Source organism: Pseudomonas iranensis, assembly GCF_014268585.2.
In the GTDB taxonomy this organism is placed as follows: Bacteria; Pseudomonadota; Gammaproteobacteria; order Pseudomonadales; family Pseudomonadaceae; genus Aquipseudomonas; species Aquipseudomonas iranensis.
The window spans coordinates 3,840,515-3,852,652 of sequence record NZ_CP077092.1 but is presented as its reverse complement, the minus strand read 5'-3'; the positions used below and the strand labels follow the sequence as shown (position 1 = coordinate 3,852,652).

Annotated in this window: 12 protein-coding genes; 5 read left to right on the top strand and 7 right to left on the bottom strand. The window is 58.1% G+C overall.

The window, feature by feature from the left end:
- The first annotated feature begins 50 nt into the window (after positions 1 to 50).
- Positions 51 to 308: a DUF1652 domain-containing protein gene (locus HU724_RS17160; protein WP_024013284.1), complete on the top strand. Its 258-nt coding sequence runs from the start codon at positions 51 to 53 to the stop codon at positions 306 to 308.
- A 1,083-nt stretch (positions 309 to 1,391) separates the two neighbouring features.
- Here the strand turns inward: HU724_RS17160 and HU724_RS17155 are convergent.
- The 6 genes from HU724_RS17155 to HU724_RS17130 all read right to left on the bottom strand — a co-directional run bounded on the left by HU724_RS17155 (position 1,392) and on the right by HU724_RS17130 (position 6,131).
- Entirely contained in the window at positions 1,392 to 2,159 is a 768-nt protein-coding gene (locus tag HU724_RS17155; RefSeq protein WP_024013283.1) for an SDR family oxidoreductase, read from the bottom strand.
- Positions 2,160 to 2,196: 37 nt separating this feature from the next.
- Entirely contained in the window at positions 2,197 to 3,264 is a 1,068-nt protein-coding gene (locus HU724_RS17150; RefSeq protein ID WP_122698659.1) for a phosphotransferase family protein, read from the bottom strand.
- A 163-nt stretch (positions 3,265 to 3,427) separates the two neighbouring features.
- The gene (locus HU724_RS17145) at positions 3,428 to 4,396 is read right to left on the bottom strand and encodes a 2-hydroxyacid dehydrogenase (protein ID WP_024013281.1); all 969 of its coding nucleotides are present in this window, start codon (positions 4,394 to 4,396) and stop codon (positions 3,428 to 3,430) included.
- A gap of 169 nt (positions 4,397 to 4,565) precedes the next feature.
- On the bottom strand, positions 4,566 to 4,988 hold the full coding sequence (locus HU724_RS17140; protein WP_186566600.1) for a hypothetical protein: 423 nt from the start codon (positions 4,986 to 4,988) through the stop codon (positions 4,566 to 4,568).
- Between the two features lie 14 nt (positions 4,989 to 5,002).
- Positions 5,003 to 5,485, bottom strand: a complete 483-nt coding sequence (locus tag HU724_RS17135; protein WP_133336574.1) for a DUF4822 domain-containing protein — start codon at positions 5,483 to 5,485, stop codon at positions 5,003 to 5,005.
- Between the two features lie 262 nt (positions 5,486 to 5,747).
- Entirely contained in the window at positions 5,748 to 6,131 is a 384-nt protein-coding gene (locus tag HU724_RS17130) for a tautomerase family protein (protein WP_186566602.1), read from the bottom strand.
- A gap of 248 nt (positions 6,132 to 6,379) precedes the next feature.
- On the opposite strand from HU724_RS17130, the gene HU724_RS17125 reads away from it, so the two are divergent.
- From HU724_RS17125 to HU724_RS17115, 3 genes are all read left to right on the top strand, one after another.
- Positions 6,380 to 6,574, top strand: a complete 195-nt coding sequence (locus HU724_RS17125) for a hypothetical protein (RefSeq protein ID WP_186566604.1) — start codon at positions 6,380 to 6,382, stop codon at positions 6,572 to 6,574.
- A gap of 49 nt (positions 6,575 to 6,623) precedes the next feature.
- Positions 6,624 to 6,794: a hypothetical protein gene (locus tag HU724_RS17120; protein WP_163032915.1), complete on the top strand. Its 171-nt coding sequence runs from the start codon at positions 6,624 to 6,626 to the stop codon at positions 6,792 to 6,794.
- 253 nt (positions 6,795 to 7,047) lie between these two features.
- Positions 7,048 to 8,328: a serine/threonine transporter gene (locus tag HU724_RS17115; protein ID WP_186566606.1), complete on the top strand. Its 1,281-nt coding sequence runs from the start codon at positions 7,048 to 7,050 to the stop codon at positions 8,326 to 8,328.
- 166 nt (positions 8,329 to 8,494) lie between these two features.
- Here the strand turns inward: HU724_RS17115 and acnB are convergent, their stop codons facing one another.
- Positions 8,495 to 11,104 (bottom strand): bifunctional aconitate hydratase 2/2-methylisocitrate dehydratase, encoded by a 2,610-nt coding sequence (acnB, locus tag HU724_RS17110; RefSeq protein ID WP_024013276.1) that lies wholly within the window; start codon positions 11,102 to 11,104, stop codon positions 8,495 to 8,497.
- Positions 11,105 to 11,571: 467 nt separating this feature from the next.
- Between acnB and HU724_RS17105 the strand changes: the two genes are divergently transcribed.
- Positions 11,572 to 12,042: a DUF1289 domain-containing protein gene (locus HU724_RS17105; RefSeq protein WP_024013275.1), complete on the top strand. Its 471-nt coding sequence runs from the start codon at positions 11,572 to 11,574 to the stop codon at positions 12,040 to 12,042.
- Positions 12,043 to 12,138 lie beyond the last annotated feature (96 nt).

Here is a 12,138-nt window from a genome sequence, read left to right as displayed (position 1 = left end):
TTCGGGTTTGCGATCGTGCCCCTTCTGAAACAGTCATAGGAACAACGTCAATGATGAATCTTGCGCAGTTGCGCGCTCGGCTCGAGCACAGTTTTGCGCCGCTGGCTTGTGAGTGTTCGGTGGATGGTGATCATTCGCTGACGGTCAAGTTGTATCACCGGGATTCGGGGCAGGTGGATCTGGTGATCAGCGGGCTGGATCTGGCTTCGCTGCGTACGCCTGGGGCGGTCGAGGCGTTGGTGGATGAGTTGCGGTATGAGCTTGAGAGCAATTCCTTGCGTTCTTCGCGGGATCCGGATTTGGCTTAGTGCGCTTTGGTCTTGGCGGCCTTTGGGCCGGCCATGCTCTTAGGGTTTTGGGTGTATATCCGTTTTTTTGGGTGTCGCGGCTGGCGGTTTCGCCCTTACGGCGAGTCACCTTTTCCAAACGCCGGAGTGCCGGCCCAGCAAAAAGGTAACCGAAAAGGCTTGCTCCTGCGTTCGGCCCTCGCAGGCTCGGGTTCCTTCGCTCCGGGACTGATCCGGGCGCAGCGGCTACGGTTTGCTTCGCTGCACCTCCTTGCGCTGTGTACGACTGCGTCGTACGGTCGCTGCGCTCCCACGCCCGGATCAATCCCTCCACTCAGCCTTCCGACGTCGCCTGTGAATCAAGATCAAAAGCGGTACTCGAGCTAACGCTCATTGTTTTGAGTGATGAAGAGCGGATGAGCTTTGCTTTTTGCTTTTCTGTGGGAGCGAGCCTGCTCGCGAAGGCGGCCTGACAGCCGACCTGGTTGTTACTGAACTCACTCGATCAAAACTGTAGGAGTGAGCCTGCTCGCGATGAGGCCCTCGGCGACAACCATAATCCCAATCCAGGCTTCTGCTGGAAAATCTGCGCAAAACCGACAGCCAATCCCCGCCAATCACCCCAATCCACTGGCGCTAACAAAGTGCTCAGCTATAAAGAATGAGTGGTCAGGTCTTCCGCGGCCGGTCGGGTTGCGGGAGTTTGTCTTCCATTACCGCGGGTCGTCCTATGAATAATCCTGGGAAACGCGTATTGCCGTTGGCTTTTCTTGCTGTGCTGTTGGCCGGTTGTTCCAGTCCTCCACCCCCTGCGCCTGTCGCGCCGCCGCCACCGCCGGAACGTCGGTGTGAGGTGCTGGAGAATACTGAGGTTGCCGGGGATATGTATGTCGATGGGCAAGTAACGCGCCACATCACCACTACCCGTTGCATAACCCAATAAGATTCGCGATTCCTCGATTGCACGAGGCCTGCAATCCTGCAGTGACCCTGTGGGAGCGAGCCTGCTCGCGAATGCGTGGTATCAGTCAAAACGTAGCTGACTGACTCAACGCTTTCGCGAGCAGGCTCGCTCCCACATGGGTTAGCAATTTGCTGTGCAAATCAGGACAGGAACCCGCCATCCACATTCAGCGCCACGCCGGTGGTGTAGCTCGACGCATCGCTGGCCAGGTACAACACTGCGCCAGCCATTTCGCTTGGGTCGGCTACGCGTTTGAGTGGGATCTGGGTCAGTGCCTGTTTCAGAATCGCATCGTTCTTGACCAGCGCCGAGGCGAATTTGGTGTCGGTCAGGCCGGGGAGCAGGGCGTTGCAGCGGATGCCGAATTGCGCGCATTCCTTGGCGAAGACTTTGGTCATGTTGATGACCGCGGCTTTGGTCACCGAATAGATGCCCTGGAAGATACCCGGGGAGATGCCGTTGATCGAGGCGACGTTGATGATGCTGCCGCCACCGTTTTCGCGCATCAGCTTGCCGGCTTCGACCGACATGAAGAAATAGCCACGAATGTTCACATCGACGGTCTTCTGGAACGCGCCGAGATCGGTGTCGAGCACGTTGCAGAATTGCGGGTTGGTTGCGGCGTTGTTGACCAGGATGTCGAGGCGGCCGAATTGTTCCTTGATCCCGGCGAAGACCTGGCTGATCTGCTCCATCTCACCGATGTGGCAGGCCACGGCTGTTGCCTTGCCGCCGGCGGCGGTGATGGCGTCGGCGACGTGTTGGCAGCCTTCGAGCTTGCGGCTCGAGACGATCACATGGGCGCCTTGCTGGGCCAGCAGTTTGGCGATGGCTTCACCGATGCCACGGCTGGCACCGGAGACGAAAGCGATTTTGCCGTCGAGGTCGAACAACTGAGTCTTGGACATGGGTTTCCCTTGTTGGAAGTCTTGTTATTGGCCCGGATCAGAGGCTGGATTTCTGGATGACCTGCAGGCTCATCTGCTCCAGCAGTTTGTTCATGTGAATGAACTGCGCGAAGCGTTTGTCCTGCGTCTGGCCATGGTAAAAGCGGTAGTAGATCTGCTGCACGATGCCGGCCAGGCGGAACAGGCCGTAGGTGTAGTAGAAGTCGAAATTGTCGATGCGGATGCCCGAGCGCTCGGCGTAGTAGTCGACGAATTCGCGGCGGGTCAGCATGCCCGGTGCGTGGCTTGGCTGGCGACGCATCAGTTGCACCGGTGCCGGGTCGCCGGCTTCGATCCAGTAGGCTAGGGTGTTGCCCAGGTCCATCAGCGGGTCGCCGAGGGTGGTCAGTTCCCAGTCGAGCACGCCGATGATCTGCATCGGATTGGCCGGGTCGAGGATGACGTTGTCGAAGCGATAGTCGTTGTGGACGATGCTGGAGGTCGGGTGGTCGGCCGGCATCTTGTCGTTGAGCCAGGCTTTGACTGCTTCCCAGTGCGGCGCGTCCGGGGTCAGGGCTTTTTCGTAGCGCTCGCTCCAGCCCTTGATCTGCCGCGCGACGTAGCCTTCAGGCTTGCCCAGATCGCCGAGGCCGCAGGCGTTGTAATCAACCCGATGCAGTTCAACGAAACGGTCGATGAAGCTTTTGCACAATGCTTCGGTTTTCGCCGAATCGAGGCCCAGCTCCGGCGGCAGCTCAGCGCGCAGGATGATGCCCTTGACCCGTTCCATCACATAGAACTCGGCGCCAATCACCGATTCGTCGGTGCAGTGCACATACGCTTTCGGGCAATACGGAAAGCCGTCGCGCAGTTGGTTGAGAATGCGGAATTCACGGCCCATGTCGTGGGCGGATTTGGCCTTGTGGCCGAACGGCGGGCGGCGCAGAACGAATTCCTGCTCCGGGTATTCCAGCAGGTAGGTCAGGTTCGACGCGCCGCCAGGAAACTGGCTGATCTGCGGCGTGCCGGTCAGGCCGGGAATGTGCGCCTTGAGATACGGATCGATCAGGCTGGCATCAAGTTCTTCGCCTGCACGGATCCGGGTGGACTGGTCAGTAAGCGCCATGCTTATCCCTTCTGCTTATTTTGGAGGCCAGACATCATTGGCTAATCTAATGGTGCGCTCGGGTGCTCACAAGCGCGGATCGGTCTTATAGGTTAGCGTGTTGCTGGATAATCAACTTTGAGAATGGGCCAAGGATCGGCGCGGTTCGACGATGCCTGGCGCGTTAATGCACGCGCTGGTTACTCAGTTTTGGCGGCAGGGCGACAGGCGTCAGCACCGGTTGCCCGGAGAAAAACGCCATCAGGTTCTTCCCCACCAGTTCAACGGTGCCTTGGGTGGCTTCAGGGGAAAGCCCAGCGACGTGGGGAGTCAGCACAACGTTGCTGAGGTGTTTCAGGGCATCAGGCACTTCCGGTTCGTGATCGAACACATCCAGCGCTGCGCCGGCAATACGACGTTGTTCAAGTGCGGTGATCAGATCTGCCGTTGCGATAACACTGGCGCGGGCGATGTTGACGATAAAACCCTTGGGGCCGAGGGCATCGAGCACGGCTCGCGTCACCAGATGTTGAGTAGCAATGCCGCCGGGCGTGGCAACGACCAGAAAGTCCGAGGCTCGCGCCAGATCGGTCGGTGTCGAGCAGAACGCATAAGCGACGTCGCTGCGCACCTGGCGGTTGTGGTAGCTGATCTGCATGTCGAAACCCAGCTCGGCACGTTTGGCAATCGCCATGCCCACCGCGCCCAGCCCGAGGATGCCCAGACGCTTGCCGGCCAGCGACGGGCGCATGATTTTCGGCCATTCACCGCGGCGCACGGCGGCATCGCAGCGCGGGATGTCGCGAACCAATGCCAGCAGCAATGCCATCGCATGATCGGCCACTGATGAGGCGTTGACTCCGGCGCCATTGGTGACGGTGATCCCGCGGTCGCTGGCCGCTTGCAGGTCGACCTGTTCATAACCGGCGCCGATCACCGTGATGATTTTCAGGGCGGGCAGGGCGCTGATCTCTTGCGCAGTCAGGCCCAGCGGGCCGCGAGTGAGCACGGCGTCGATGCGACTGCCATGAGTGGCGATGGCTTGCGCGCGTTCGGCTGGCGTTGGTGCAAGGATCAGGTGGAATCCCTGATGTTCAAGAATCGGCAGATAGTCATTGATCGTTTCAACCAGTACCAGAACGGTTGCGGGCATTGCGCGGCTCCTGTGATTGGCGGCGGGTGGGTCGCGAAAGTCGACTCAGAGTGCTGAATCCGCAGCGGCTTGGCAATCGTTGCATTCGCGCAGTGGTGCTTTGATTCTGGACGGGTTCAGGCAGGAAGCAAGAACGCCGGCACACCGATGATCCGGCGTGCCGGCGATCTCAATGGGCTGCCTGTGCGTTGGTCTGTTCGGCAAGTGCGATCGGTTTGAAATCATAGGTGGGGTAGAACTCGGTGCGGTAGCTGCCCCATGCGGTATTTTCCAGCGCCAGGTTCACTTCTGCGAGTCGGGAGGCCGGGAAGCGCACGGTGACGACCTGCCCGATGCCCATCATGATATTCCAACTCACCACTTCGACGCCGGCAGGCGGGAAGGTTTTATAAAAGCCTTGCTGGGCAAGTTGCGCCTTCAGTTCACTTAGCGGGCGCGATTGATCGTGTTTGAGAAACACCGTCAGCATCATGGTGTTGTCGGCGACGGCATTCTTTGTCGCGGCCGTCGAGGCTTGCGCAGTGCTGACCGCAAGCAGACCAGCGGACATCAGGGAGGCGGACAGCAGCAGTGACGTTATTGTTTTTTTCATATCGAACTCCGTACTTATCGGGCAATGGCAGATCTTGTTTCGACACTTCCGGTATAGGGCGCGTGAACCACGTGAATGCGTACGGGCGGATTGTTTTCAATCATGTCGCGTGGCACTTCACGGGAATAGGTGAATTCGTTTTTATTCAATGTTTCCAAGCGTCTGACGATGGTCTTGACGGGGCCTTTGTCCGGTACCAGGACATGTTGTTGCTGGTCGCCAGTTACAAAAAAGTATCCGCCGCCACCGTTGTCATATTTGGATTCACCCGTGTCGGTGTAGAAGAACTCATAGCGGTTGGTTTCGGGATCCCACGTCGATATGCCGACAACACCAGGGTAACTCGTTTTCACATCGGTTTGCGGGGCGCCTTCAACGTAGACCTTGGTCGTCAGCCAGCGCGGGGAGGAGGCCAGCTCGCGGATGTCGGCGTTGGCTGTTGTGATCGACATTAGCAATGTCGCAAACAGAAGACAATTCCTCGGGTGATTTTTCATACTCAATCCTCTTTGCCGAATAAGTAAGTTGCGGAGTCGATCCGTTGAACCTCAGGCGGAGGAATATAGGCAGATAGATAAAGTGAGCTCAAGGCTTGCGTAGTTACTTGTAACAAAGTGGCGTGTTGGGTTGGTCAGGTATTATTTGGAAAGGATTTTAAATGTGTGTGTGTTTTGTAGGAAAGTTCTGAAAGTGCAGTAACGGTTGCTTCATCTCGAACTAAGAGTTGAGATAGCCAACGTGCCGACTGTCATTGCCGAATCAACTCACATATTGCGCAATGCCATTGCCGAACGACCAGTTCTCTTTTTTAACCTCTACAAGGCTGATGAACACATCTTCCAGGCGGATGCCCAGTTGCGTATGCAGGCTTTCGGCGATGGTTTTGAACAGCAATTGTTTCTTCTCCACCGTGCGCCCCTCGCTGATGGTGATCTGGATGAACACCACGCCGTCGCTGCGCTGGATGCCAAGGTATTGCGGGTCATACACGAAGTGCTGGCTGTCGTGCTCGCTGAGGATCTGGAAATTGTCGTGTTCGGGCACATCGATACAGGTGCGCAGGGCGGCATAGATCTGTTCGCCGATGCGCCTGGCAAAAGTGGGATCGGGATTCTTCTGGATGTCGACGCGAACCAGTGGCATGGGAGACTCCTTGGATTGTGGCTTCTATCAAGCTAGATCAAAGGCAGGGTTCTGGCAGGTAGTCGGTCCGGAATATTGCGGATTTATTGTATGAGCGGGCTTACGTGACTCGCGGATTTTGCCTACGGGAATGGCAGATGCGTCTGCTGGTCAGCGTGAATGGAACAGTTTGATGATAAGGGCATGACGATAGCGGTCGATGTACATGCAAATGCTGGCACCGATCCGCCAGCAGCCAAGAAGGGCAAATGTTCCATAACGATCGTGAAAATCTGGAGCTCGACAGGCTGGAAAACGAATCAAGGAAACTCGTGGCTGAATGGAAGAAGCTTCAGGCTGAAGAAAAAAAATTATCAATAGAGACGAATCTCTATCCAATTGCAGTGTTTGGTGGAGTGTTGACAGCGATCACTGCGGTGGCAGGGGTTTTCTTCAAATTTTGAGTCTTCTTGCTTCGGAACCGTCAGACGCATTATTCAAAGGTTAATCAGTATGAGCACATATGACCGTAAGGCACGATTGGAGCAAATTGAGCGAGAGTTCGCAGAATATGACGAAGCGGTGCGCAATAGAGACAAGCGCGAAAATGGCAAGCTCTGGTTGCTTTTCGGCTTCGGGCTGTACTGCGTTTTATTGGGTTTCATGCTCGGCATATCGCTCTAGATGCATTCGATGACGCATGGGTGGGTGCAAAACCTATCCGTTTGCGGCATCTGACGTATCCATAAACGACCTGGTTTTTTCCATAAACGACCATCCTTGGATCTGCTCCGCACAACCATTCCTCAGCTAAGTCTTTGCTTGCATTGATTTATCGCGGAGAATCGCGCCCCTGTTTCGGACGGAGCATGTCTGTCGGTTTTTTCGACGCATCCTGACCGAGTGGCAAGTGACCGGAAAGCGGAGATCCGACCGGATGAATGATCAGGCCAATAGCCTCGAAAAGCGTTTCGACGCAGCAGCACCCGCTGAACTTTCGAGCTGGAATCGCCAGGACACCACCTGGATGCTGGGACTGTTTGGGACGGCCATTGGCGCCGGCACCCTGTTTTTGCCGATCAACGCAGGATTGGGTGGCTTCTGGCCGCTGGTGATCCTCGCGCTGCTGGCGTTCCCGATGACGTTTTACGCGCACCGTGGCCTGACCCGTTTTGTGCTGTCCGGTCGCGAAGGCGCCGATATCACCGAAGTGGTCGAGCAGCATTTCGGTATCAAGGCTGGTGCCTTGATCACGCTGCTGTACTTCTTTGCCATCTTCCCGATCCTGCTGATCTACAGCGTCGGCCTGACCAACACGGTCGCCAGTTTCCTCGAACATCAACTGCACATCACGCCGCCGCCGCGCGCGTTGCTGTCGTTGGTGCTGATTCTCGGCCTGCTGGCCGTCGTGCGTTGCGGTGAGCAGGCGATCGTCAAAGCCATGAGCCTGATGGTCTATCCGTTCATCGTCGCGCTGCTGTTCCTCGCCGTTTACCTGATTCCGCACTGGAACGGCGGCATCCTCGCCACCGCCACGCAAGTGCCAGCGCCGTCAGCGCTGTTGCACACGCTGTGGCTGGCGATTCCGGTGATGGTGTTTTCGTTCAACCATTCGCCAATCATCTCGGCGTTTGCGGTCGATCAGAAGCGCCGCTACGGCGTGCATGCCGAAGAGCGCAGCTCGCAGATCCTCTCTCGCGCTCATGCACTGATGGTGCTGATGGTGCTGTTCTTCGTGTTCAGCTGCGTGCTGACCCTGTCGCCAGAGCAACTGGCTGAGGCCAAAGACCAGAACCTGTCGATCCTGTCGTACCTGGCCAACCACTTCAGCAACCCGACCATCGCCTTCGCGGCGCCGTTGATTGCGTTCGTGGCGATCTCCAAATCCTTCCTCGGTCACTACATTGGTGCCAGCGAAGGTCTCAAGGGCTTGATCGTCAAGAGCGGCAAGCGCCCGGGCGCCAAGGCGCTGGATCGCATCGTGGCGGCGTTGATGCTAGTGATCTGCTGGATCGTAGCGACGCTGAACCCGAGCATCCTGGGCATGATCGAAACCGTCGGCGGGCCGGTGATTGCGGCGATTCTGTTCCTGATGCCGATGTACGCGATTCGCAAAGTGCCGGCGATGGCGCGCTATCGCGGTCAGGCATCGAACGTGTTTGTTACGGCGGTGGGACTGGTGGCGATTTCGGCGCTGGTTTACAAGCTGGCTGTGTAATGACTGATCGTTCCCACGCTCTGCGTGGGAACGCCTCTTGTGACGCTCTGCGTCACGCTTGGGGACGCAGAGCGTCCGGGGCTGCATTCCCACGCGGAGCGTGGGAACGATCAAAAAAAACGCCGCTCATCTCACGATGGGCGGCGTTTTTTATGGCCTTGCAGCGTTAGGCTTGAACGACCGGGATCTTGGCGTTCGCAGCAGCTTCACGGAACTCGGCGATCTGGTCGAAGGACAGGTAGCGGTAGACATCGGCCGCCATGCTGTCGATCTTGCCAGCGTATTCCATGTACTCCTCGACGGTCGGCAGGCGACCCAGGATCGAAGCAACGGACGCCAGCTCGGCCGAGGCCAGGTAGACGTTCGCGCCGTCGCCCAGACGGTTCGGGAAGTTACGGGTCGACGTCGACACCACGGTGCTGTTCGGCTCAACGCGTGCCTGGTTACCCATGCACAGCGAGCAGCCTGGCATTTCCATGCGTGCGCCAGCCTTGCCGTAGATGCCGTAGTAGCCTTCTTCGGTCAGTTGGTGAGCGTCCATCTTGGTCGGCGGCGACAGCCACAGACGGGTTGGCAGCTGACCCTTGACCTGATCCAGCAGTTTACCGGCAGCGCGGAAGTGACCGATGTTGGTCATGCACGAACCGATGAACACTTCGTCGATCTTCTCGCCAGCAACGCTGGACAGCAGACGGGCGTCGTCCGGATCGTTCGGCGCGCAGAGCACAGGCTCGTTGATCTCGGCCAGATCGATTTCGATGACTTCGGCGTATTCGGCGTCGGCATCGGCTTCCATCAGCTCAGGATTGGCGATCCAGGCTTCCATCGCTTGAGCGCGGCGTTCCAGGGTACGCGCATCGCCGTAGCCTTCGCCGATCATCCAGCGCAGCAGGGTGATGTTGGACTGCAGGTACTCGGTGATCGACTCTTTCGACAGCTTGATGGTGCAACCGGCAGCCGAACGTTCGGCCGAGGCGTCGGACAGTTCGAACGCCTGCTCCAGGGTCAGACCTTCCAGGCCTTCGATTTCCAGGATGCGGCCGGAGAAGGCGTTTTTCTTGCCTTTCTTCTCGACGGTCAGCAGACCGTTCTGGATAGCGAAGTACGGAATGGCATGAACCAGGTCACGCAGGGTGATGCCAGGTTTCATCTTGCCTTTGAAGCGCACCAGGATCGATTCCGGCATGTCCAGCGGCATTACACCAGTGGCAGCGGCGAACGCGACCAGACCGGAACCGGCCGGGAACGAGATGCCCATCGGGAAACGGGTGTGCGAGTCACCACCGGTACCGACGGTGTCCGGCAGCAGCATGCGGTTCAGCCACGAGTGGATGATGCCGTCGCCCGGACGCAGGGAAACGCCGCCGCGGGTCATGATGAAGTCAGGCAGGGTGTGGTGGGTGGTCACGTCGATCGGCTTTGGATAAGCCGCCGTGTGGCAGAACGACTGCATCACCAGATCAGCGGAGAAGCCCAGGCACGCCAGGTCTTTCAGTTCGTCACGGGTCATCGGACCTGTGGTGTCCTGCGAACCCACGGTGGTCATCTTCGGTTCGCAGTAGGTGCCAGGACGCACGCCCTGGCCTTCTGCCAGACCGCAAGCCTTGCCGACCATTTTCTGCGCCAGGGTGAAGCCCTTGGTGCTTTCAGCTGGAGCTTCAGGCTTCTTGAACAGGTCGAACGCTGGCAGACCCAGTTCGGCGCGAGCCTTCTCGGTCAGGCCACGGCCGATGATCAGCGGGATACGACCGCCGGCACGGACTTCGTCCAGCAGCACCGGGGTTTTCATTTCGAAAGTGGTGATGACTTCGTCGGTACCGTGCTTGCAGACTTTGCCAGCGTGCGGGTACAGGTCGATCACGTCGCCCATGTTCATGTTCGACACGTCGAACTCGATCGGCAGTGCGCCGGCATCTTCCATGGTGTTGTAGAAGATCGGAGCGATCTTGCTGCCGAAACAGAAACCGCCAGCGCGCTTGTTCGGCACGTACGGGATGTCGTCGCCGAAGAACCACAGCACCGAGTTGGTGGCCGATTTACGCGAGGAACCGGTACCGACCACGTCACCGACGTAGGCGATCGGGAAACCCTGGCCGCGCATTTCTTCGATCTGCTTCATCGGGCCGGTCTTGCCTTGCTCGTCCGGAACGATGCCGTCACGGGCCATTTTCAGCATGGCCAGGGCGTGCAGCGGGATGTCAGGACGCGACCAGGCGTCTGGCGCAGGGGAGAGGTCGTCGGTGTTGGTTTCGCCGGTGACCTTGAATACGCGCAGGCTGATCTTGTCGGCCAGGACCGGGCGCTTCTTGAACCACTCGCCGTCAGCCCAGGATTGAAGCACGGCTTTGGCGTGAACGTTGCCGTTCTTGGCTTTTTCAGCGACGTCGTGGAAGGCGTCGAACATCAGCAGGGTGTGCTTGAGTTCTTCGGCGGCGACTGGCGCCAGCTCGGCGTCGTCCAGCAGTTCAACGAGGGTGACGATGTTGTAGCCGCCCTGCATGGTGCCGAGCAGTTCTACAGCGCGTTTCTTGTCCAGCAGAGGGGAGGTGGCTTCGCCCTTGGCCAGGGCAGACAGGAAACCGGCCTTGACGTAGGCGGCTTCGTCCACTCCAGGTGGTACGCGATTGGTGATCAGGTCAACGAGGAAAGCTTCTTCGCCAGCCGGAGGGTTCTTCAGCAGCTCGATCAGGCCTGCTGTTTGTTCGGCGTTAAGCGGCTGGGGAACGATACCCAGGGCTGCACGCTCTTCGATATGTTTGCGGTAGGCTTCAAGCACAGTTATTACCCTCATCAGTGGTCCCAAATGGGTGTCCGGGACGCTCATCCCGAAATTGCCGTACTCATGCGCCTCACGACGTTGTGGGTCGTTCGGCCAGAATTATCGGCAATTCCTTACAGAAGCTGCTTTCAAAGTTTTACGCCTGCAGAACGGGGAGCTGATGAGGGTTGGCGTTGGGCTTTTCCCCGCTGGAAAAACCCTTCGCCAACACCGCTCTGAAGGAACGACTGTGCTCGTGACGCTTTGAAAACAGCTTCTAACGGACATTGGCGCCTTAAAAGGCTGGCTGATTCTACGGCAAAAAAAATTTAAAGGTAAGTCGCGCTCTATTGGACTTTCGTGGCAATCAGCGCGGCCGGAGCAAACCTGCGACGCTGGCGAGACCTTGCTGTTTGAGGGGTGATCAATGCCCGACAAAGGGCTAACATGCCGGCCTGTTCCGCGTTTCAGTGTTCTGCCCATTTATGCCCAATCAGACCATCAAGACCCCCTGCGTCGGCCTCTGCTCCACCGTTTACGGTGACCTTGTGTGCCGTGGCTGCAAGCGTTTCCACCACGAAGTGATCCATTGGAACGGGTACAACGAGGAGGAAAAGCGTGCTGTGTGGCTGCGTCTGGAGCAATTGCTGTCACAAGTGATGGCAAGCAAGGTCGAAATCTTCGATCCGGCGCGCCTGCGCGAGCAGCTCGAACAGCGCAAGATCCGCTTCGTACCGCATCAGTCGGAATATTGCTGGGCCTATCAGCTGATTGCCCGGGGCGCGCGGGTGATCATTAATCTTGAGGCGTACGGGATGGTGTTGCTGCCGGAGTTCCGCGACTGGAACCTGCCGGAGCTGCGCGATGCCATTGATCGGGAATTCTTCCTGCTGTCGGAAGCGCATTATCAGCGCTACATCGCCCCGGGCTTTTTGAAAGACGCCTTCGGCGCCTGAACAGCAAAAGCTTCGCGAGCAGGCTCGCTCCCACAGGGAAATGCATTCCAGATGTGGGAGCGAGCCTGCTCGCGAAAGCGCCAGTCAGGCATGGCA

Excerpts from the sequence above, each read along its gene's own strand:
- HU724_RS17160 (WP_024013284.1), top strand. The coding sequence starts at position 51 with ATGATGAATCTTGCGCAGTTGCGCGCTCGGCTCGAGCACAGTTTTGCG.
- HU724_RS17115 (WP_186566606.1), top strand. The coding sequence starts at position 7,048 with ATGAATGATCAGGCCAATAGCCTCGAAAAGCGTTTCGACGCAGCAGCA.
- HU724_RS17155 (WP_024013283.1), bottom strand. The coding sequence starts at position 2,159 with ATGTCCAAGACTCAGTTGTTCGACCTCGACGGCAAAATCGCTTTCGTC.
- HU724_RS17135 (WP_133336574.1), bottom strand. The coding sequence starts at position 5,485 with ATGAAAAATCACCCGAGGAATTGTCTTCTGTTTGCGACATTGCTAATG.
- HU724_RS17125 (WP_186566604.1), top strand. The coding sequence starts at position 6,380 with ATGTTCCATAACGATCGTGAAAATCTGGAGCTCGACAGGCTGGAAAAC.
- HU724_RS17145 (WP_024013281.1), bottom strand. The coding sequence starts at position 4,396 with ATGCCCGCAACCGTTCTGGTACTGGTTGAAACGATCAATGACTATCTG.
- HU724_RS17105 (WP_024013275.1), top strand. The coding sequence starts at position 11,572 with ATGCCCAATCAGACCATCAAGACCCCCTGCGTCGGCCTCTGCTCCACC.
- HU724_RS17150 (WP_122698659.1), bottom strand. The coding sequence starts at position 3,264 with ATGGCGCTTACTGACCAGTCCACCCGGATCCGTGCAGGCGAAGAACTT.
- HU724_RS17140 (WP_186566600.1), bottom strand. The coding sequence starts at position 4,988 with ATGAAAAAAACAATAACGTCACTGCTGCTGTCCGCCTCCCTGATGTCC.
- HU724_RS17130 (WP_186566602.1), bottom strand. The coding sequence starts at position 6,131 with ATGCCACTGGTTCGCGTCGACATCCAGAAGAATCCCGATCCCACTTTT.
- HU724_RS17120 (WP_163032915.1), top strand. The coding sequence starts at position 6,624 with ATGAGCACATATGACCGTAAGGCACGATTGGAGCAAATTGAGCGAGAG.